Raw genomic sequence first — 20357 nt, forward strand, 5'->3', positions numbered from 1 at the left:
GTCTCACGGTGAACCCAGTCCTTATGATGGTGACAGGCAAATCATGGGCAATGGATTCCGGTCCGCCCTCCTCGTCATCCGCCGGAAATACGGACCACAGCGATGGGTCGAGCATCCACGACCACGGGACGGGATCGCTCCTCGAAGCGGCGGGTATCGCTAGCGTCTGGATGCATGCGGACGGCACGATCACCGACGCCAACGACGCCTTCGTATCGTTGACCGGGTACAGCCGCTCTGAGCTGCGTGGAACCGCGTTTTCCACGCTCGTCGAGGACGATCTCCCGTCGCTCGAGTCACTCGTTGCCGATGACGCGACGAGCCCGGTCTCGACGAACCTGTCGATCCGAACCAGCGCGGAGACGAGACGGTCTATCGAGATCCATCTCGAGCGCCTCGAGACTGACGGCGACGAGTCACGGATCGTCGGCCTCGTCAACCGTCGAGCAACGCCGACGGAATCCGTCTCGTCGTCCGAGTTCACCTACGGGCGGACGTTTCAGGCGCTCGCCGACGCGCTCCCTGACGGGATCATCGTTCTGGATACGAACAGCGATATCCAGTACGCCAATCCCGCCGTCGAACGCATCCTCGGCTATCCGCCCGGCGAACTGGTCGGCTCCAACAAGGTCACGATCATCCCGCCACGGCTTCGACAGGCCCATATCGACGCGTTACAGCAGTATCTCGAGACCGGCGAGCGAACAATAAATTGGACGTACGTCGAACTGCCGGGCCAACACAAGGCGGGTCACGAGATCCCGCTCGGGATCTCGCTCAACGAGTTCTGGTTCGATGACAACCGCTACTTCGTCGGGCTGTTCCGCGATATCTCACCACGAAAGGAGGCCGAACAAACGCTCAGGGCAAAGGTCTCCCAGCTCGAGTCGATCGCCTACCTCGGTCGACACGCCCTCGAGAACCGGGATACGGATGCCCTCCTCGAGAACGCGACTGAGCTGGTCGCTGCGGCACTGGATCTCGAGTGCTGTGTCGTCTACGATGCCGAGACGAATAGCACCGACGACGCGTTCCGGGTTCGCTCACACGTCGGCTGTGACGACGCCGTCCTCGAGACTGAAATCCAGCGCTCGAGTACCGACTCGCTGCCCGACGCCACGCTTGCCGCAGGCGAACCGATCGTCGTCGAATCCTTCGAGACCGATTCTCGAGTGCCCGATTCGACTGCACTGACCACCCACGGCATCAGGAGCGGCATCGGCGTTCCGATCGGCCCGACGACCGACTCGCCGGGTGTGCTCGTCGTCTACGGCACCACCGAACGGGAGTTCGCCGACCACGACGTCGACTTCCTCGAGAGCGCTGCGACGATCATCGCGACAGCGATCGAACGCCAGGCGTACGAGCGCCGACTCAACGACACGGTCGCCGAACTCGAGGTTTCCAACGAGCGGTTAGAACAGTTCGCCTACGCGGCCTCCCACGACATGCAGGAACCGCTGCGGATGGTGTCGAGTTATCTCCAACTCCTCGAGCGCCGGTACACCGACGAACTCGATTCCGACGGCAAGGAGTTCATCGAGTTTGCCGTCGACGGCGCTGAACGGATGCGTGATATGATCGACGGGCTTCTCGAGTACTCTCGGATCGACTCGAAAGGCGCGCCGCTCGAACCCGTCGACCTCGATGCGGTGCTCGAGGACGTCCTGACCGACCTGCAGGTGATGATCGACCAGTCCGACGCCGAGATTACGGCCGCGTCGTTGCCCGAGGTACGGGGTGACGCCGGCCAACTCCGGCAGTTGTTCCAGAACCTCCTCTCGAACGCGCTCGAGTACAGCGGCGATGACCGACCGCGGGTCCATATCGACGCCGAACGAACCGGTCCGATGTGGACACTGTCGGTCCACGACGAGGGGATCGGTATCGATCCTGAGGATACCACACAAATCTTTCAGGTGTTCCAGCGGCTCCACAGTCGCGCGGAGTACGCTGGCACGGGGATCGGCCTCGCGCTCTGTCAGCGCATCGTCGAGCGCCACGGCGGGGAGATCTGGGTCGACTCTCGACCCGGTGAGGGGTCGACGTTTTCGTTTACGCTGCAACCGGCCGAGACCGCCCAGCGGGACCGGTGAGTTCGAACCGAAACAGTGTATTGTCTGGCTTTCGCCACCATCGTAACGGCCATACGAACCGATCGCGTGTGTTAGAACATGAAATTCGCGCCGGGGGCCTGGAAGTATGCCATTCTTCCCCTGCTTGCTGCACCGTTCGCGCTCCTGTTTAGCGTGACTGCGAGTCTCCTTGCACTCGCGACCAGTGTTGGAACGCTCGCCTTCTTTCGTGACCCGGACCGAACACCGCCGCCGACCGGTGTCGTCTCGCCCGCCGACGGGAACGTCTCCGTGCTCCGCGAGGAGGGCGACCGCGTTCGGCTGGGCGTCTTCATGAACGTCTGGCACGTCCACGTCATCCGCGCGCCGTTCGACGCCACGGTGACCGACGTCGAACACATCTCGGGTGCGAACCGGCCGGCGTTCTCGAAGGAATCGGATCGAAACGAGCGCGTCCACGTCCGCCTCGAGACGGCATCGCCGAATCTGCCTGCGGTCGAGCGACCGGCCACGGACGCGACTCGAGATCCGGACGACGCCTCGTTGGATTCGAACTCGAGCGACGCCGACGTCACGTTCATCGCCGGCGCGTTCGCCCGGCGCATCCATCCCTACGTCGAACGCAGCGACGACCTCGCTCGCGGCGACCGAATCGGCCACATCGCGTTCGGGAGTCGCGTCGACCTGCTCTTTCCGCCCACCGTGGACCTCGAGGACGTCGCCGTGGAGACGGGGGATTCGATGACTGCCGGTGAGACGGTCGTCCTCGAGCCGGCGGCTGAGAGAGATTTTGACGGCCTCGAGTAAACGTCTCAGAACACATCGAGAGCGGTCCGAGTCTGTACTGTGTCTGCCCTCGCAGCAACCACTGGACTATCGCCCAGTTATATTTGGCTGGCCACCGTTCGAGCGGGCATGTTCCGTGCAATCCTGCCAGAAGGCCAAATCGACTGCGAGCGGTACGAGCACACGGAGAACGGACTCGAGTTGTACGACGAAGACGACGAGTTCCTCGCGTTCGTTCCGTATGCGAACCTTCATGCACTGGCCGATGAGGAGATTTATTCTGGCGATGAGCGATCGATCATGTGATCAGGCCGGCGCTTGATCTATCGCCTCGAGTTGTTCGCGATACCGATTGCGAACGGTGACGACGGTTGTCTGTGCGGTGTCGGCGACTGCGCGCTGGGGAATCGTCTCGTCACAGATGAGGCCAGCGGCGTAGATGGCCGCCGCGGCGAACCCGGTCGGTGATTTCCCCGAATGGAGTCCCTGCTTGGTCGTTTCGTCGATGATCTCGACGGCCTTCGTCTCGACGTCTTTGTCGACGTCGAGTTCGGAACAGAACCGGGGGACGAACTGGCGTGGATTCGTCGGCTCTAAGTTGATGTCGAGTTCGTCGGCGATGTACCGGTAGGTCCGGCCGATCTCCCGCTGGTCGACCCGTGAGACGGCGGTGACTTCCTCGAGGCTGCGTGGGATGTCTTCCTTTCGACAGGCGGTGTAGAGGGCGCTGGTTGCGACGCCTTCGATCGAGCGGCCGCGGATGAGGTCTTGCTCGAGTGCCTGTCGGTAAATGACGCTTGCCGTCTCTTTGACGGGTTTCGGGACGCCAAGCGCGCTGACCATCCGGTCGATTTCCGAGAGGGCGTACTTGAGGTTGCGCTCGCCAGCGTTTTTCGTTCGGATTCGTTCTTGCCAGACGCGGAGCCGATGGAGTTGGCCGTGTTTGTCGGCCGACATCGAGTGTCCGTTGGCGTCTTTGTTCCGCCAATCGATCGTCGTCGTCAGTCCTCGGTCGTGCATCGACTGTGTGAGCGGTGCACCGACTCGAGAAAGTTCGTCGTGCTCTTGGGCGTTGAACGCTCGCCACTCCGGGCCGTAGTCGATCGGGTCTTCGGTCAGGACGAGCCCACACTCCTTGCAGACTCGCTCGCCGCGGTCCGGGTCGTGTACGATCGTCTCGGTTTCACAGTCCGGACACAGCTCGTGCTCTGTCTTCGCTGATTCGTGCTCCGTGTGATCGATGAGGGACCGCGTCATCAGTACTACGAGAATCCATGCAGGCATTGTAAGGGTGTATCATGGTTTCGCGAGAAACCCCGACTTACCAGATCGGTCGGTGATGCTCGAAGAGGAGAAGTATAGGCAGCGATCTGTCGTCGCCATGCCCGATTGAGGCGATCGACTGCATCGTGCCGAAACCGTGTCCCATCGGTCTTCTGTGGACGAAGTGCCTCGGTGGCATCTTCGCCCTACCATGTGGGACGTGGGCATAACACATGAAATGGGGGCATAGTTTCGCCGATTGGACGCCGTAAATCACACATTCATTCGGTAAATTCGTCTTTCTGACTCGAACTGTCGCTCGCCTTTATGTCGTAGGCAGCAAACGTTCCGTACCAGTGTCGTGTCGCCGCTCTCCAATTCGGTTCTCGTCCCCGCCCCAGTTTCTACCCAACCGTTTCACATGTACGCGACCGATACGCACACACAAGCGTTTGATACTGCCCACTGCTGATTGGGGGATCAAATGGGTGGTGTGTCGGTGTTTTGCCTCGATACTACTGTGGCTGAGAAGCCGCTCCGTACCTGCTTTGCAGCCGGTGCGAAACGTGGCTGTGCTTAAGAGTGTCAGTATTGGTGTACAACTTGGTGTGTCAATCGTGATTGCGACTTGCCGACTACGAACGATGCGGCTTCCGTCGACCCGAGCGTATGGCCGTTGTTCCGCTCCCCATAACTCGCCACAATCAGACTTGAACGGGCTTTCGGGTCCTGGAGGCCAAGACTAATGTCGTCGATCGATACCTCGCTTCCGGACGAGATCGCGTCGGTAGCTGAGTCGGATGCAGACCAACGGCTGTCGAAAGACGTGATTTTCGAACTCCTGAAGAACCGCCGCCGACGAGAAGTACTCGCATACTTACTCGAGGCCGAGGAAACGGTGACACTCGGTGAACTCGCCGAACAGATCGCTGCTTGGGAGAACGATACCGACGTCGCTGCGCTTAGTTCCGATCAGCGAAAGCGAGTGTATGTCGCCCTCTACCAGACTCATCTCCCGAAGATGGACGATGCTGGTATCGTCGAATACGATCAGGATCGGGGACTGATTTCGCTTGCGGATAACGCCGACCTGTTGATGATGTACCTCGATACGGATACCCATCGTCAGGATCGGTGGGACCGATGGTACGCCACGCTGAGTGTCGTTGGTGCAGCGCTCGTTACCGGGGCCTTTCTCGGCCTTCCGCCGCTGTCGTCGATCCCGATGCTCGGTGTCGCTGGCATCGTCGTCATCGCGTTTTTCTTTCTTTCGGCTGCACACGCCGTTACGAACCGCCAACAGGAGCGAAACGTCGACGGCAAACTATCGCGAATCGAGTGACTGTTCTGGGACTCTCTCACACGGACTCCTGTCAGTCAGTGCTGGTGCAACCGCGACCGCCCTGCGGTTGCATCGGTACCTCGTTACGGCAGACCGTATCAAGCCCCGATTACAGACTCGGGTCGTCGGCTTCGGTACCGGACCTGGCGGTTTCAGGCAGACTAATCATGCGCGAAGAAGGACTTTTATTCACGGATCCCGAACGGACGACTGGCTCCCGACGACCGTCATCCAGTACCGGAGCAGTTCGCGTGCCAGCATCTGTTCCCGTTCCAGGCGCGGGGGCCATTTTTGATCGAACTCGTCTCGACAGTCGACACGGGCTCGTTGCTTCCGACAGTATCAGGCCGTATCCAGCTCCATCTCGACCGGCTCGCTGCGTGCTGGTTCTGCCGGCTCGGATCGCTCTACTGCGTCGTGACAGAACTGCTCGAGCCGTCGCGCCTGCTCGCGCCAGGTAAACGCCTGAATATCCTCGCGGGCCTGCCTGCCGAGTGTGTCTCGGAGCTCGGGCGACTCGAGGACCATGGTGAGCTTGTCGGCCAGATCTTGTGGGTCGTTGACCCGTGCGAGGAGCCCGTTTTCACCGTTGACCAGATACGTCTTGATCCCCTCGAGAGCCGTCGTCACGACCGGGAGTTCACAGGCCATCGCTTCGACGTTTGCCATCCCGAAACTCTCGTTGTGGCTTGGCAGACAGAACACGTCGGCACCGGCGTGGTAGGCCGGCAGTTCCGGATGTGGGACTTCGCCGTGGAGTTCCACTCGCTCCCACATCCCGAGTTCGCGGGCCCGACGTCGTAACTGCGCTTTCTCGCTGCCACGACCAACGACGTGGAGTTCCTGCTTGCCCTCGAGACGAGACACTGCCTCGAGCAGGTCGTAGATCCCTTTTGATTCGACGAGTCGACCGACGAAGAGGATGATCGGATCGTCACTCGAGATCGCGGGCTCGACTCCCGGCTGGAATCGATCAGCGTCGACGCCCGGATAAATGAGTTCCTCGACGTCGGAGTCGAGTGCGTTCGTCACTCGCTGTGCGGTTTCGTCCGAGTTTGCCAGCAGGTGCTCTGTCTGTGAGAGCTTGTCTCGAAGTGTGACGCCAAGACCGAAACCCGTGAGCCGATGGAACGTGTAGACGGTCGGCACGTCGACTACGTTCGAGAGGAGGAGGTCATCCAGAAACTGGTAGGTAAAGAGGATGTCGAGGTGCTCGTTCATGTGGTCGATGAGGCCGTTTCGGATGGCCCACTGGGTCATCAAGAGCTTGACTCGGTTTTGGGGGCCAAGTGGATGCACCGGATCGAGCGACTGCGTCCAGTGGTCCTCGAACGAGGGTGTTTCGATCACGGTCACGTCCGACTCGGTCAGCAGTGGTGACAGGTCCCCGTTCTGGGTGTAGAGGTAGACGTCGTTCGATCGGCTGAGTGCTGCCGCCATCTGCTGGGTGTAGACTGCGACCCCACCCGCATGGCGAGTCCCAGCAGCGTCGTGATAGAACCCGATTTTCATACTCTAACTAGTGTGTCACGACTGTTTTGTTATCTATTTCGTACTGTCAGTACTCTTCACGTATCGGTGTTCGCCTCGAAAACGCAGTCTCGTTGCCGACGAACCTGCTGCCGGGACTGCTGGAGTCGCTGCTCGTCGATATCTTCTGCCCAACGATTGATATGGCACGGAAAACGGAATGTACGGGAGGGATTACAATGACGCTGTTCAGAGTAGCGGCGATCAAGTGAGCTCGACTCTCTCTCCACGCATTCGGCGGTCGATGTCGCCACTGGCCCTCTCCTCGAGTCTCGGCAGTCGCTCGTGTTGTCGGTGCCTGATCGGCGGCGACGGCTGGCGCTCCGACGACGAACTGCCTCGAAATCGAACTGCTGACCGACGAGTTGTCGAGCATGTCGCTCACTGATCGTATTCTCGACGGGTTCAAGGCAACACTCGGCGCTCGCCTCGTCAACAACATCGCGAACGGGCTCCTGTTGCTGTTGCTTGCCCGCTTTCTGTTGACAAACGATCAGTATGGGCTGTTGTTTACGATCATCTCCATTGTCGCCGTCGCACAACTCGGTGCGGACCTCGGCCTCGCTCGCTCGGCAGCACGCTATATCTCCGAAAAAAAGGAGACTGAGCCCTCGGTCGTCCCGTATCTCGTGCGGACGTCGCTTCGCTACCGGATGCTCTTGCTCGGCGTTGTCGCTGTCGTCCTCATCGCAACGCGTGACATTCTCGCGACCGTTCTCGAGATTCCTGAACTCTCGACGCTGATGTGGTTGGCCGCCGGCTATCTGATCGTCCAGTCGCTGTACTCGTATCATATGTCGCTGTTTCAGGGGTTCAACCGGGTGAATCTGAGCGCCGTCCTCGAGGTCATCAACAACGTTACACGTGTCCTGTTCGTCGTCGGCCTGACAGCGCTCGGGCTGGGTGTTGCTGGGGCACTGTTTGGATACATTCTGGGCGCTGCTCTCGCAACGGCCGCCGGGCTGGTGTTGCTTTACCGTCGATTCTACACCCGGTATGCGGATGGCGGTGGGACCAAATCGCTCCGAAACCGGATGCTCGAGTACAGCGTCCCGCTGACTGCCTCTCACAGCGCGAACATCCTTGACCGGCAGATCGATACGATTCTGGTTGCGTTTTTCATCAATCCGGTCGCAGTCAGTTACTACGTTCTGAGCAAGCAGGTCACCGAATTCGTCCTCGTCCCGGCCAGTTCGCTCGGATTTTCGGTTTCGCCGGCCTATGGCGAAGAGAAAGCGAACGATTCGCTCGAACGTGCGGCCCGAATCTACGAGACGACGCTTCAGTATATGTTCTTGCTGTACATTCCAGCCGCGGTGGGGATCTTGCTCGTGGCTGAGCCTGCTATTACGCTTATTTTTGGCACCGAGTATGCGGGTGCGGCACCGGTGTTGCAAGTGCTCTCGGTTTACGTCGTTTTCCAGGCGATCACGGGAGTCACGACGCAGGGACTCGATTATCTCGGCCGGGCGAAAACACGGGCGTACGCGAAAGGTGTGACGTCGGTCGCAAACGTCGGTCTCAACATCGTTTTGATCCCGATCTATGGCGTCACTGGCGCAGCTGCTGCGACAGTGCTCACGTTTGGGCTCTACACGCTGGTCAACGTCTACGTCATGCACAGCGAACTGTCGCTGGATTTCGTTCGGATCGGTCGATCGCTCGTCTTGACGTCGGCTATTGCCTGCGGGATGGGGCTATCAGTACTCTTTCTCGTCCCGTACGCCTCGTCAATTCCGGCATTGTTCGGCGTAATCGCGGTCGGCATCGCTATCTGGGGCGTTCTGGTCACAGCAAGCGGCGTCATCGATCCACGCCAGACGATCGCACAGCTCACGTGACTGTCTCGCTTGCTCTATCGCTTAGACGTGGAACGCCGATCGCCGGCTCACCACGAGAAGTGAGAAGACTGGTTTTCGATACCGGTTATTGCTGTGCGAGCAGCGGCGAGTTCCTCACTGCTCGCGAACGTTGTACTGGACGTCGACGGTTGCGTCGCCACAGAGTTTGAACGCCTCGATATCGCCCTCGAACCAGTAGGCGTCGAGCCAGTTGCCAACGGCACCGCGAACGGCTCGGCCCTCGACGACGTCTTCGTCGTCGATCGTGGCGTCTCGGTAGGTCGATTTGACAACGGCACCACTGGCCTCGAAGGAGTACGTGCTTGGCTTCTCAGCGTTCGTTCCGTCGATAACGAGTGCGTGCGGGAGCACCTCGTGGTCGCCGTAGTCGGCTGGATCGATCTCTTCGCCATCGAGGCTGACTGTCGCCTCACCATCGATGAGCGTGACGTCTGTCAGTGCACCCGAAAAGCGGAATATCTGGCTCCCGTCGGTGACAGTACTCTGGCCTGTCGAACCGGAAACCGTCGTCGCTTCGTCTTCGGGATCATCGTTGCCAGCGAGTTCGATCGTCCCTTCGACCGTAATCTCGAAACTCGTCGGCGAGCCCTGGCCCTCGACCTCGAGGACGTGTGGGAGGTCCTCGCCGTAGTCGGCGGGATCGACTTCCTCGTCGTTGATTAGCACCGTTGCCGGCCCGTCGACGGTGAGTTCCTCGAGGTCGCCGGAAAAGCGGAACGCGTCTTTCCAGTCTGCGACGACGCCGCTTGCAAGCGAGTCTTCGATCTCGGCTTCGTCGTCGATCGTCGCGCCCTCGTAGTTCGATGGTTCGACGTCGCCGTCGACTTCGAACTCGTATCGGGTTACGTCCGAGCTGTCGCCGTCGAAGAGGATCACGTTCTCGAGGAGGTCCTCGTCCGCTTCATCGGCTTCGTCGTCGGTACTGTCCGTCCCGCTTGTCCCACTGTCGGCGCTTGCAGTTCCCGATGCAGCTGCCTCTGCCGAGGTCGGAACGCCGTCAGGGATCGAGAGATCCGGCGAGCTCGAGACAGCGTCATCGACGGAGACGGTCGAGCCGCTCGCACGCTGAATGTCTCCTCGGTAGCCGCCGCTCTGGAAGTTGACGCGGCCGGGCGAGCCGTTCGCGCCGGCGACGAGCGCGTAGGGGTATGGCCCGTCGGCGAAGTGTGAGTCCCGAATCGTCACGGTCCCGCCGTTCCAGACCCAGACAGGTCGGCCGTTGGTCTCGGTGTAACCACCGTAGCCGGGGCCGTAGTCGGTGGTGTCGTTGTACGCGACGCAGTTTTCGATCACGTCGTCGCCGCTCGCACAGCGGAACGTCGTGACGCCGTTGTTCTTTCCGAAGCAGGTATCGAAGTGGACGCTGCTCGGTCCGGAGGCGGTGTTTGAACAGTAAAAGCCGTTGTTCGGGAACCCCTGGACGTTACAGCGGCGGAACGTCAGGTTCGCGTCGCTGCTGCGATGCATGAAGACCCCACCGGGGCCGTGGACGAAACTCGAGCCTTCCTTGGTTGCCCCATCGCCCATATAGATGTTTTCGAAGAGAATGTCGCCGCGACCAGCATTGATCGAGATCAGGAACTGATCGCCGCGATAGAGGCCTTTGAACCCGATGTTTCGAATAACCGAGTTCGCGCCTGTGACGTTCAATAGGACACTGTTGCCCGTCGAGACGTCGATGAGTTTGTTTTCGAACGTCTCTCCGCGACCGATGGTGATCACCTGTCCGCGTGCGCGGATGACGTCGTAGTCGTTTTCGTCGGCGCTTGCGCTCGTGCCGAACACCGTTGCTGCTGCAGTCGTTGCACCGGCCAACTTCATATACGAGCGCCGGTGGAGTAATCCCGAATTACCGCTCTCGTCTGCCGGCTGGTCCTCGCTGCCGGCAGATCGATTTTCGTTCAGTACCGAAGATTCGCGTGCCATGCAATCGGGTAATACGATACTACCACCATAAACTTTCTCTTCTATTTTACTTAAAATTTATAGACTTTAGATACTATCTGAATGTCATTTGAAGCAATCATTCTATTTTCTTCGTGGAATTTTATATATCACAGCTGCCCGCCGTCCGCTCGAGTAATACTATATTACCCCTATTCTGGTCCCGAACGCTCCGCTAACTGAGCAGTAAGCTGCTCTTACGGACGGTTTTGATCCGTTCGTTCGCCCGGTTACTGATCGCGTGGCGCGGTGTCGTGGACTCGTCTCGAGGCGTGGCGCTTGCTGAGCGGTCACTCCTCGGAGAGCAGGCGGTGAAAAACAGCGCTCGTTCACATCCGCTAGCCACTGACCGCCACACCATATCGAACGACGACCCGGCGAGGGTGTCTCTCGGTTCTGGTGGTCTGCGAGTCAAAATGCAGTGGAGTTCGAAGTGGAGGGAAAGGAGCGTCCGCAGCAGCGCGATCGCGTCAGCGGGAGGACCGATCGGTGTCCGTTACAGTGACCGCTTCGTTGCCGTTAGTTGTCGCCAGCAGCTGCCTCTTCGGCGCTGGTCGGTGTGCCACTGGGGATGACCGCCTCGGGGGCAGTACCCGTGTCGCCCTCGAGTTCGACGGTCGAGCCAGCGTGTTCGGCGATGCCGGCTTGCTCGTCGTAGTCGGTATCGCGGAGCACGACGTTCGTTCCCTGGCCGTTTGCCCCGGCATCGATCGCGGTGTGGTTGCCGTTCATCTCGATCTGGCAGCCCTCGACTTCGATCGTGCCGGGCGACCAGGCCCAGATTCCGCGGCCTGCATAGCCCTCGTTGTCGACGTACACGCTCGAGTTCGTGACCTTGCTGCCGGCCGTTGCGAGTCGGAAGTGCGAGACATAACAGTTGGCAGCGAAACAGCTGTCGATGTGGATCGTGCCGCCGCCTTTGTTACCGGGGGCAGAGCCGTAGATCGCGTTGTCCGCGAAGCCCTGGATGTTGACGTTCGTGAAGTCGATGTGGCCGGAGTGGTCGGGAGCAACCCAGAATGCGGTCTGTCCGTGACCGTTCGGATTGCCGTTGCCCGTACTCGAGCCATCACCGAGATAGACGTTTTCGACGGTACAGGTGCCGCCGCCGGTGTCAGAGATACCGAACGTGGCAGAGCCGGTCCCGGAGGTGTTCTCGCCTTTGAACCCGATGTTCCGGATCGTCCAGTCACTGCTGTGGGCGGTGATGACGATGTCTTGGCCGGTCGTCATGTCGATGAGTTTGTTCTCCCAGGTCTCACCGTCGCCGATGGTGATCGTCTGGCCGGCGGCTTCGATAACCTCGAAGTCGCCCTTGCCGGTAGCGCTGGACTCCTCGGAGTCGTCCTCGGCGGCGGTCGTGCCGGTTGCACCGAGAGTGGTTGCTGCAGTCGCGACCGCAGCGAGCGAGCGCACGTAGCTGCGGCGGCTTAATCCACTATTACGGTCTGCATTCGGCGTAGTGTCCGTCTCGGACGTACGGGGGTTCTGCGCCATACACTTGCGTAACCTGGGCTTACAGCTATAAACTTTTCTTTGTCAATGTAGATAAAATTTACAGAATATATTTCTAACACTGCAAAACCAAACAGAATCTGTGACTATTTCTTCACGAAACTATGAACGATCCGCTTCGCATTCGTCCTCGAGTAATCAGTTTTTTCTGCAGAAATATTGGCTTACCACACGCGAGAGGCGGTGTATCGTCCGATCGCTGTTTGTCGCTACCGACACCGAAATATCGACGCTATCGGCTTTCGAGATCGAATCAAGGCGATCAGTCCACTATTACTCGATTGAAACCGGCGGTGGGAATCGAACAGCGAGATCACGTGATCGTCCAGCCGCTACTGCACTCGTGCCCACCGCAGTCCAACGATGGACCGGTAGCCCACGTCGGTCGGGACGACGAGCGCGATCCGCCTCGAGCGGACGGCTGGATGTCACTCGTCTGTCTGCTGTGGCTGTCCATCGAACACCGTCTACTTCGATCAGTGGTGGCTCCGACGCGGGTTCGCCACTCGTGGGGGCCCACACAGTATCGGACACCCACGCCTCGCGCACGCGCGAAGAGAATCAACGCATTATCTGTTAGGTTGCAGTCGGTGTGCCGTCTGTCCATCGCCGATGCCAGTTCTGGCTGTCCTGGGTCGTGTTGTCGTCCTGCTACAGTGGGCTCCGGCGCTATTCTGCGCCGGAAACGGCGTACATTCGGAATTCGTCGTTCGAGAGTACCTTGTTCGCATCTGGGGAGGTCTCGAACTCCTCGAGTGACTCGTCGCTGTGATAGAGTTCCTGGTAGACCTCGATCTCGCGAACGAGGTCGTACTGGGTCACGATGAAGTAGTAGTCGATGCCGTTGTACGCCTCGCCGTAGTTGCCGGCTTCGAACGCGTCAGGATCGACGGTTCCGCTTGCGATTGTTGCGCCGCTCAGTGTTCTTTCCCCTTCGACGCCGTTGATCCCATGGTCGTATCGGTAGGGATCATAGCCCATCCCTGCATGGGGAATCTCGTCGTCTGCGTGTTCCAAGCCGGACTCGTAGCCGCTGAACTGCTGTGCGGTGACGTGTTGTCCAGGATCGTAGATCATGGGTGATGCGAACACGGTTATCAGCCCGAGGACGAGACAGGCACCGAGGCCGACTGCTGCGAGGGCGTTTCCGGCCGGTCGGGTACTGTAGTTCGAGAGCGTGCCAACGCCACGTGCAATGGCAACCCCCGCGAGGATCGTCAATATGACCGCGAGAAAGCCAATCTGGCGGAACGCCATCGTCGGGGTTCCGATGAAGTAGACGGCGAACAGTCCAGTCAGCGGTACCATCGCGATTGCGAGATAGTTGACCACCGATTTCGTTTCGGGGTCGAGGCTAGTTCGACCAATCCACAGAAGCAGGATGAACACGCCGACGACGAGTGAGATCAGGGCCAACTCGAGAAACATCTTCACGAACAGTTCGCCGAGACTGCCGCCGATCGCTGCGAGCGAGGCCCCGCGCTGGTCGACCTCAGCACCACCACCGACGTCTTCGGTGAGGATACCGACAAGGAGTCCGATCAGTGCGTCCCTGAACCGCTCATTGCTCGCTGCCCAGAGAGTAAAGACGGCTCCGAGGGTGATCGTGTGTGCATACGTCGTCGGGTGATCGAGGATCGGGTGGTCGTCGAAGCGGCGTCGAACGACGTACTGGACGACGCTGATCGTTCCGATCAGGATGACGACGTTGACCATCTGCTGTGGATGGACCAACAGGAGTCCGACCCCGGAGAAGACAATCAGGAGGCTAAACGGTGAGAGGCCAAGCGGCAGCCGCTCGATTGCGGCCCGGCGACGGAGATAGGCGACGACCGCGAAGATGACGACGGGAACCAGAAAGAGGGCGTTCGAGTTCGTGTGCACGCCCATGTGTGTCGCGATGTTGTTGATCGGCAACACCATCCAGGAGACGATCGCTCCGACTCCGATCGCCATACTGGTACCCGTCAGCTCTCGAACGACCAGTGGAACGAAAATCACGAACGGCACGAACAGGACGACCATGCTGAACAGGAGCCCGCGTTCGATCGGAGTACCACCCACGTAATGAAAGACCGACGCGATCGAGTGGACCGCGGGATAAAACAACTCGTGGGGGGCCAACGCTCCTGTGGTGATGTCTCTCGTCCAGCCCAGATGTGTGAGTGCATCGCCCATCCCGGAGAACCGATAGTTTCTGATCACCGGAAGACTGACGATTCCGGTGACTGTCATCGCGCCGAGTCCGATCCCGAGCGCCTGTTCGCGGCCACGACAGGTCAGTGCCGTACTGACGGCGATCGCCAGCGCGACGGCGAACGCGACCCACGTTATCGCCGGTGTGCCCGTATAGATCGACGGCTCGTAGCTTGTCGCCGGATTCGCCCTCGCGACGAGGAGTCCGATCGCGGCTGCGAGAAAGCCAACAGCGACCGTGACGTTGAGTGTCGACCGTTTCATGTACTCTCGAGTGAATAGCTGTCCGTTCCAATGTCGATACGCATGTCTTGAGGAATGGTCCTCGAGCCAGCGGTTTGTTATCCGGCTCCTATCCTGTCGGTCACCAGTGAGTGAACCCTCAACAGTGTCTCATGGCTTATCGCCCGCCGCGACAGCCGTTCGTGTTCGATCGGGGTGTAAACCGTATTGACCGATACGCTCTCCCGACGTGACACGGACTGTGTCCGTCGCGCGGTCGCGTCCGGCTGGCCCACTGTCACAGTGATCGCTGGCGACTCGTTGGACAGCCCACGCTGCCGGTTCTCGGCCGTTGACCGGAATCGGACGGCTGCTCTCGATTTCATCCCTCGGTCACGTTCAGGCGGAGACGCACACTATCGGCTGCGTGTATGCGATCCCTATCGCTCGAGGACTGAGTTGTATGGATTGCGTTTTCGATTCCCGAACGATCAACGGTTCTGATGGTTTTTGTACCTCTCCGTGATCCAGTCAGGTGACAGCGAACAGTGGGTGTCGTATACTGCCGAAGTTCCCGATGTACGGGTCACGATTACCCGAGTCGTCGAACGCCGTCGACGGCGTATACCCGGCAGTATTGCCACTGAGCAGTCAGTTGAAACTCCTATGTCATCCATCGTTATCGACCACGTCAGCGCCGACGGCACGACCCTCGAGTCGGACGTTCGGACGTCCGCGGACCTCGAGCGGTTTTTTACGGACGAATCGTTTCGAACCGACTACGACGTCTCGATCGCGGACGTCCCCGAGGGGGTGCGTGCGATCCCCGTCCTCGCACAGGTCTGTCCCGTCGCGTGGGCAAACGGGGCCGACGTCTACGTCGACGAGGTCGACGCGACCTTCGCGAGCGCCCTCGAGGACGTCAAGGAAACGCTGTGCTCGATGCACGACTTTCTCGAGGGAGGGACGCTGTATGCAAAGCGCACGATCGACGCCGACCCCGACGCGGGCGGTGAGAGCGGGCTACTTTTTACTGGCGGCGTCGACTCGACGTGTTCGTACGTCCGCCACCGCGATGAGTCACCGACGCTCATCAGCATTCGTGGCTGGACGATCACGCCCGATCCAGCCGACGATGACGACTGGAACGCTCTTCGCTCGCGCGTCTCGTCGTTCGCCGCCGACCACGACCTTGAGACGGCGTTTCTCGAGTCGAACATGCTCTCGTTTCTCGCTCATCCGATGTTGCTGGCCCACTACAAGCGCCACGTCGACGGCGCGTGGTACAGCTCCGTCGGTCACGGCCTCGGGCTACTCGGTCTCTGTGCGCCGATGGCCTACGCTCGCGGTATCGAGGACCTCTACGTCGCCGCGACCCACTGGGAGGGGATCGACCTCGAGTGGGGGTCGCGGCCCGATATCGACGACAACATCCGGTGGGCCGGCACGCAGTGTCACCACGATGGTCACGAACTCACCCGGCAGGAACGACTCGATGTCATCGCCGACTACGTCCGCGACGAGGAGCCGACACTCGAACTCCAGACCTGTAACGTCCGGATGGACGGCAACTGCGGCGAGTGTGAGAAGTGTTATCGGACTGCCGTCGGCCTTCGACTCGCCGGCCTCGAGCCAACGGCACACGGCTATCTGTTCGTCGACGAGGACTACCACGAGATTCGGACTGCACTCGAGGAGGGGCGGTGGGTCCTCGGACAGGACGAACGCTACATGTGGGACGATATCCGCGAGCGCGCTCGCGAAACGGAGCCGACGTCGGACGCCGAAGCGGCGTTTTTCGAGTGGCTCGACGCGGCTGATCTCGGCGACCTGGTTTCCGACTCCTCGCCGCCGCTGTCACACCGACTACTCCGTGCGGGCGCGAGAAACGCGCCGGCTCCCGTCTACAACACGGTCTATCCCGCTTGGACGTCTGCGAAGTCGGGGCTGCGACGTGTTCGACCCGGCCGGTAGCGGACTCATTGCAACCCCGGCTTCGCCGTCACCACTGGCTCGTCGTCCGGCCGCATCGCTGCGCTCTCGTGTGGTGGTGACCGCAAAACTGCATCCGACCCGGCTGGCTGCGATTACCGTTCGGGAACGCCGTAATCGACGTGGACGTTCGGAACGCTCGCGGAGTCCGGTGCTTCGACGCCGTTCCAGTCGACGACACGAACGTTCGTCACCTGGCCGGCAAAGCGAAACCGCTGGACGCCGACGTCAATCGCGCCCTCCGCGACGCTGCCCGAGACGACCGTTCCCTCGGCGAACGGGTCGTGTGCGTCCATCTCAATCTCGCCGTCGACGGTGATTTCGAAGCTCGAGGGGACGCCTCGGCCGATAATCGTCACGAGGTTTGGGAGTGGTTCTGATTCTGTCGTGGCAACCTGGTTCTGTACCGGTGTGTCGCGTGCCATACTTCGGTAAGTCTGTCTCTGCGCCATAAGCCTTCCTGTCGACTTATTGGTAGCTATTCAAGAACTATTGGCACTCAGATACAGAACGACGAGTAAATAGTCATCCAAGATATGACGAACGCCGGAGAGGACAACCATCAGGTGACGGTCAGTGATCGACCGTTTTCGTCCCGTCGTCCGGTGAATCCGTCCTACCGGAGCGTCGAAAACGTGTTCAGGAGGTCGCGAACGAACGGGCGTGGATCGTCGCGGCTGAGGTAGTCGAATCGTGGTTGCTCGTAGAGCGATCGCGCCACGTCGATCACCGCCTCGCTCACCGATGGCTTCTCGACGAGATCGATCTCTTTCCTGAGCACCGAGTGGAGATACAGCAGTTCGCCACGGAGGAGGTGACCACCGATTCCCGGCCGGTAGTCGTGGTCGATCAGCTCCTGTTGGCCGTTTGCCAGCAACCAGTAGTAGTAGGGGAAATCCGACCCGGTCTGGACGGAAAACGGAAGCGACGACCAGAACCGCGGGTTGACTTCCATGAGTTTGAACTCGCCGGTCTCCTCGTCGTGCAGGAACTCGACCATCGCCAGCCCGTGCCAGTCTAGCTCGTCGAGCAGCGCCAGGCCGGCTTCCTCGAGGGCCGGAATGTCGACCGATTCGCGAAACGCACTGGGGCCACCGGCGTAGCTGTAGCCCCGCCGCTGTCGGTGCTGGAAGGTTGCCAGCGGGTTCCCCTCATCGTAGAGCGCGAAAAACCCGTACTCTTCGGTCGTCGAGACGTACTCCTGGATCAGCGGCACGTGGTGCATCTCCGTGTAGACGTCCTCGGTAGTGGCGGCCTGTGTCGACTCGAGATACCGGGTCGATGGCGGCGCGACACAGGTTTTGGGCGTGTACTCGTCGATGTACTCGTCCCCGAGGATCGTATACCGTGGTTTGACGATCCACTCGCGCTTGCTATCGGGTTCCGTCGTAAACAGGGCCGTCTCGGGTGCGGCGACACCCGCTGTATCGGCAGCATCGAACAGCCGCATCCGGTCTTGTGCTCGTGCCAACGTCTCGAACGTCGGCCAGGGCGTACGCACGTGTTCTGCGAACTCGTCTCTGTACTTCGAGAGCACGTAGATATCCGGCTCGCGAACGGGGATGATCGTTCGCACGTCCGGGCGCATCGCAAGCGAGCGCAGTGCGTTTTTGTACGCCACGAGATCCTCGTGTGGCGACGGCACACGCACCGCCTCGTCACAGTATTTCGATTGAAACGCCGGGGTTGTTTCATCACTCGAGACGACGATCGTTCGGATGCCGCGTCGGCCGAGCGATCTCACACAGGCAACCGTACTCGGTGCGGAGATCCCCGGAACGACGACTGACTCGTTTCCGTTCCAGGCGGCGTTGTCCATACGACCACTCCAATATCGGATAGAAATGTTATGACGTGGCTAACCCGACTCCCGGATGCGCTCAGTCGTCGGCTACAGTCTCCGCGATTCGTGACCGGACAGCGTGTCGCCGACTCACTCGAGATAGCCGAGATCGGCGAGCCGTTTTTCGACCCCCTCGTCCGCCGTCTCAACCGATCGTGTGCCGTCGAATCGGGGATACTGCCGTGTGCCTGCCGGTTCGACACACGGAAGCGACTCGCCGTCCATCCGTTCGTCGACCGCCAGCCCGAACGTCGACAGAACCGTCGGTGCGATATCGAAGAGGTGTGCGTTTCCGACGCCAGCGTCGTGATCGATATCGTCGCCACGAGCCGCGACTGTTCCCTCGAGTTTGTGATTCCACGGCTCGCTCGGTGGGCCGAACGTCTCGTCTCGCAGCGTCGCCGACAGGAAGTGGTCGAAGTCGGCCGGGATGGTCACGATGTCGACGGCGTGCTCGCTTTCGGGGCCATGAAAGTACTCCTCTCGGGGCCGAACGGCCTCAAAAACGGGACGCCCGTTTGGTGTCGTCACCGATCGCAGGGCGTCGATGATCTCGGTCCGGACTTCCTCGTACTCTGCTGGCTCGACGACACCATCTGGCTCGCGCCCCTCGAGATTTATCCGAACGCCGAGTTCGATCCGCGAGCGCACGTACGCCGTCGATTTGGGGAAGTCGACCTGTGTTGCCCCCGCGTTGACGAGTCCAGCGGGGGCGTACGCCGCGACGACCTCGTCGAGCCCGAGTCGCTCGAGGACGGCCCCGATACGCTGGCTCGTCACGCCGAACCCGGCGGCGGTCGCCATCGCACGCTCGGCGACGCCGGATTCGTACCGCGTGGTATCGTCGCCCTCCTTGAGATTGCCGTCACGAACCGTCGCCCAGTTCGGCATCCCTCGGCCACCGCGTCTCGTTTTGACGAGCCCCGCGTTGCGGAGGTGCTCGTTGATCCGAAACTCCTGGCCGTCGTACGGCCCCATCCCGTGGTCGCTCGCGACGATCACGTTCGTCGGCGTCGTTGCCTCGAGGATCTCGCTGAGCTGTCGGTCGACCTCGCGATAGATCGACCGGATCGCCGCCTCGTCGTCCGGCCGCTCGTGGAAGATCGAGTCCGTCGCCTGGAACTCGACGAACCCGAACTCGGGCTCGTACTCATCGGCGAGGTAGCGAAACGCCTCTCCTCGCATGCGCACGCAGTCAGTGTATGCCTGCCCGAGATCGGCCACATTCTTGTCGGGGTAGACGCGGTACTCGCCGATTTCCGCTCGGACATCCTCGAGCAGCCCTTCGGGATGACAGTCGGGATCCTCCGGGGCGGTGTAGCCTGGAATCAGCGCGCCATCGAACTCTCGTGGCGGATGCGTGACGGGGACGTTGACGACCGCGCTCGTGATCTCGTGGCGATCGAGCAGTTCCCACAGTGTTCGCTCGTGGACGTCGGTCGCGTTGACCACGTCCCAGTCGTAGCCGTCGAAGCTAAGAAAGCCGTAGACGCCGTGTTTGCCGGGATTCATCCCCGTGTACAGCGAGGGCCACGCCGAGGCGGTCCACGGCGGGATCTGCGATTCCAGTGGCCCACTCGTTCCATCTTGATAGATCGACTCGAGGGTCGGTATCTCGTCAGCTTCGAACAGCGGTTCGAGTACGCGATCACAGGCGGCGTCGATCCCGACGAGCAGCGTGTGAAGGGAGGAGTCGTTGTTCATCATCGACATTTCCGCGATACTGACCTTTCGTTATGACCTAGATTACTTGCAGGGCAGCTGTTCCTCGGGCGGAGACGACTGCT

The 20357-nt window shown here is 60.5% G+C and carries 14 protein-coding genes; 6 read left to right on the plus strand and 8 right to left on the minus strand.

What is annotated here, in order from left to right:
• Window positions 1-50: 50 nt before the first annotated feature.
• From BW940_RS10860 to BW940_RS21805, 3 genes are all read left to right on the plus strand, one after another.
• On the plus strand, window positions 51-2096 hold the full coding sequence (locus BW940_RS10860; protein WP_076609238.1) for a PAS domain-containing sensor histidine kinase: 2046 nt from the start codon (window positions 51-53) through the stop codon (window positions 2094-2096).
• A 78-nt stretch (window positions 2097-2174) separates the two neighbouring features.
• Window positions 2175-2882, plus strand: coding sequence for a protein sorting system archaetidylserine decarboxylase (locus BW940_RS10865; protein ID WP_076609239.1), 708 nt, complete (start codon window positions 2175-2177; stop codon window positions 2880-2882).
• A gap of 108 nt (window positions 2883-2990) precedes the next feature.
• Window positions 2991-3167, plus strand: a complete 177-nt coding sequence (locus BW940_RS21805) for a hypothetical protein (RefSeq protein ID WP_173834878.1) — start codon at window positions 2991-2993, stop codon at window positions 3165-3167.
• Here BW940_RS21805 and BW940_RS10870 read toward each other — a convergent pair whose 3' ends face one another.
• Window positions 3168-4118 carry a transcription initiation factor IIB gene (locus BW940_RS10870; RefSeq protein WP_076609240.1) on the minus strand — a complete coding sequence of 317 codons (951 nt, stop codon included), beginning with the start codon at window positions 4116-4118 and terminating at the stop codon, window positions 3168-3170.
• A gap of 751 nt (window positions 4119-4869) precedes the next feature.
• Between BW940_RS10870 and BW940_RS10875 the strand changes: the two genes are divergently transcribed.
• Window positions 4870-5466 (plus strand): DUF7344 domain-containing protein, encoded by a 597-nt coding sequence (locus BW940_RS10875; protein ID WP_076609241.1) that lies wholly within the window; start codon window positions 4870-4872, stop codon window positions 5464-5466.
• Between the two features lie 342 nt (window positions 5467-5808).
• Here the strand turns inward: BW940_RS10875 and BW940_RS10880 are convergent, their stop codons facing one another.
• A complete protein-coding gene (locus BW940_RS10880) occupies window positions 5809-6978 on the minus strand; it encodes a glycosyltransferase family 4 protein (protein ID WP_076609242.1) in 1170 nt (389 codons plus the stop codon).
• 392 nt (window positions 6979-7370) lie between these two features.
• Here BW940_RS10880 and BW940_RS10885 point away from each other — a divergent pair, with 392 nt between their 5' ends.
• On the plus strand, window positions 7371-8837 hold the full coding sequence (locus BW940_RS10885; protein ID WP_076609243.1) for a flippase: 1467 nt from the start codon (window positions 7371-7373) through the stop codon (window positions 8835-8837).
• 114 nt (window positions 8838-8951) lie between these two features.
• On the opposite strand, the gene BW940_RS10890 is transcribed toward BW940_RS10885, so the two are convergent.
• The 3 genes from BW940_RS10890 to BW940_RS10900 all read right to left on the minus strand — a co-directional run bounded on the left by BW940_RS10890 (window position 8952) and on the right by BW940_RS10900 (window position 14777).
• Complete coding sequence (locus BW940_RS10890) at window positions 8952-10784, minus strand: hypothetical protein (protein ID WP_076609244.1); 1833 nt, start codon at window positions 10782-10784, stop codon at window positions 8952-8954.
• 537 nt (window positions 10785-11321) lie between these two features.
• On the minus strand, window positions 11322-12299 hold the full coding sequence (locus tag BW940_RS10895) for a hypothetical protein (RefSeq protein ID WP_076609245.1): 978 nt from the start codon (window positions 12297-12299) through the stop codon (window positions 11322-11324).
• 687 nt (window positions 12300-12986) lie between these two features.
• Complete coding sequence (locus BW940_RS10900; protein WP_076609246.1) at window positions 12987-14777, minus strand: hypothetical protein; 1791 nt, start codon at window positions 14775-14777, stop codon at window positions 12987-12989.
• Between the two features lie 624 nt (window positions 14778-15401).
• Here BW940_RS10900 and BW940_RS10905 point away from each other — a divergent pair.
• On the plus strand, window positions 15402-16709 hold the full coding sequence (locus tag BW940_RS10905; RefSeq protein WP_076609247.1) for a hypothetical protein: 1308 nt from the start codon (window positions 15402-15404) through the stop codon (window positions 16707-16709).
• A gap of 113 nt (window positions 16710-16822) precedes the next feature.
• On the opposite strand, the gene BW940_RS10910 is transcribed toward BW940_RS10905, so the two are convergent.
• The 3 genes from BW940_RS10910 to BW940_RS10920 form a co-directional block, all read right to left on the minus strand.
• The gene (locus BW940_RS10910) at window positions 16823-17152 is read right to left on the minus strand and encodes a hypothetical protein (RefSeq protein ID WP_076609248.1); all 330 of its coding nucleotides are present in this window, start codon (window positions 17150-17152) and stop codon (window positions 16823-16825) included.
• A 191-nt stretch (window positions 17153-17343) separates the two neighbouring features.
• Entirely contained in the window at window positions 17344-18546 is a 1203-nt protein-coding gene (locus BW940_RS10915) for a carboxylate--amine ligase (protein ID WP_076609249.1), read from the minus strand.
• Between the two features lie 114 nt (window positions 18547-18660).
• On the minus strand, window positions 18661-20274 hold the full coding sequence (locus tag BW940_RS10920) for an alkaline phosphatase family protein (RefSeq protein ID WP_076609389.1): 1614 nt from the start codon (window positions 20272-20274) through the stop codon (window positions 18661-18663).
• Between the last annotated feature and the right edge of the window lie 83 nt (window positions 20275-20357).

This window comes from Natronorubrum thiooxidans, from assembly GCF_900156475.1.
Classification (GTDB): Archaea; Halobacteriota; Halobacteria; order Halobacteriales; family Natrialbaceae; genus Natronorubrum; species Natronorubrum thiooxidans.

Excerpts from the sequence above, each read along its gene's own strand:
- BW940_RS10860 (WP_076609238.1), top strand. The coding sequence starts at position 51 with ATGGATTCCGGTCCGCCCTCCTCGTCATCCGCCGGAAATACGGACCAC.
- BW940_RS10865 (WP_076609239.1), top strand. The coding sequence starts at position 2,175 with ATGAAATTCGCGCCGGGGGCCTGGAAGTATGCCATTCTTCCCCTGCTT.
- BW940_RS21805 (WP_173834878.1), top strand. The coding sequence starts at position 2,991 with ATGTTCCGTGCAATCCTGCCAGAAGGCCAAATCGACTGCGAGCGGTAC.
- BW940_RS10870 (WP_076609240.1), bottom strand. The coding sequence starts at position 4,118 with ATGACGCGGTCCCTCATCGATCACACGGAGCACGAATCAGCGAAGACA.
- BW940_RS10875 (WP_076609241.1), top strand. The coding sequence starts at position 4,870 with ATGTCGTCGATCGATACCTCGCTTCCGGACGAGATCGCGTCGGTAGCT.
- BW940_RS10880 (WP_076609242.1), bottom strand. The coding sequence starts at position 6,978 with ATGAAAATCGGGTTCTATCACGACGCTGCTGGGACTCGCCATGCGGGT.
- BW940_RS10885 (WP_076609243.1), top strand. The coding sequence starts at position 7,371 with ATGTCGCTCACTGATCGTATTCTCGACGGGTTCAAGGCAACACTCGGC.
- BW940_RS10890 (WP_076609244.1), bottom strand. The coding sequence starts at position 10,784 with ATGGCACGCGAATCTTCGGTACTGAACGAAAATCGATCTGCCGGCAGC.
- BW940_RS10895 (WP_076609245.1), bottom strand. The coding sequence starts at position 12,299 with ATGGCGCAGAACCCCCGTACGTCCGAGACGGACACTACGCCGAATGCA.
- BW940_RS10900 (WP_076609246.1), bottom strand. The coding sequence starts at position 14,777 with ATGAAACGGTCGACACTCAACGTCACGGTCGCTGTTGGCTTTCTCGCA.
- BW940_RS10905 (WP_076609247.1), top strand. The coding sequence starts at position 15,402 with ATGTCATCCATCGTTATCGACCACGTCAGCGCCGACGGCACGACCCTC.
- BW940_RS10910 (WP_076609248.1), bottom strand. The coding sequence starts at position 17,152 with ATGGCACGCGACACACCGGTACAGAACCAGGTTGCCACGACAGAATCA.
- BW940_RS10915 (WP_076609249.1), bottom strand. The coding sequence starts at position 18,546 with ATGGACAACGCCGCCTGGAACGGAAACGAGTCAGTCGTCGTTCCGGGG.
- BW940_RS10920 (WP_076609389.1), bottom strand. The coding sequence starts at position 20,274 with ATGAACAACGACTCCTCCCTTCACACGCTGCTCGTCGGGATCGACGCC.